The organism is Escherichia sp. MOD1-EC6842 (assembly GCF_002965705.1).
GTDB lineage: Bacteria > Pseudomonadota > Gammaproteobacteria > Enterobacterales > Enterobacteriaceae > Escherichia > Escherichia ruysiae.
Genome location: NZ_PTRF01000058.1, coordinates 1 through 711, shown reverse-complemented (window position 1 = coordinate 711; position 711 = coordinate 1). Strand labels below are relative to the sequence as shown.

Sequence of the window (711 nt, the reverse complement as noted above, 5' to 3'; positions counted from 1 at the left end):
AGCGGCGCTGTGTTTTGGAAATGGTGACTTCTGGCGTAATATCGTGTTCAGCCATGATTAACTACCTTGATTAGTTGCTTGTGGTGAGCGGTGATTAAGGGGGGCAGCCCCAGGGAAAGATCACATAACGTTGTTTTTTGCACTAAATAATTCGCACTATATATTCAATAATTGAGTAATTCCTTATTACTCAAAACTGTTTTTCACAGCTTATATATAATCAAATACTCCTTACATAAATAAGGAGAACAAAATGGTACTTAAAAAATGATGGAGCATATTTCTATTATCCCTGATTACAGACAAGCCTGGAAAGTGGAACATAATTTGTCAGATATTCTACTGTTGACTATTTGTGCCGTCATTTTCGGGGCTGAAGGATAGGAAGATATAGAGGATTTTGGAGAAACACATCTCGATTTTTTGAAGCAATATGGTCATTTTAAAAATGCCATCCCTGTTCACGATACCATTGCCACAGCTGTATCTGTATCAGTCCTGCAAAATTTCACGAGTGCTTTATTAACTGGATGCGTGACTGCCATTCCTCAAATGATAAAGACGTCATTGCAATTGATGGAAAAACGCTCCGGCACTCTTATGATAAGAGTCGCCGCAAGGGAGCGATTCATGTCATTAGTGCGTTCTCAACTATGCACAGTCTGAGCCTTGGGCAGATTAAGACAGATGAGAAATCCAATGAGATTACAG

At 39.2% G+C, this 711-nt stretch carries 1 pseudogene; it reads left to right on the top strand.

The features are described 5' to 3' along the window. Positions 1–267 precede the first annotated feature (267 nt). Positions 268–711: pseudogene (locus A7Z29_RS23065) on the top strand (ISAs1 family transposase); the annotation flags it as partial.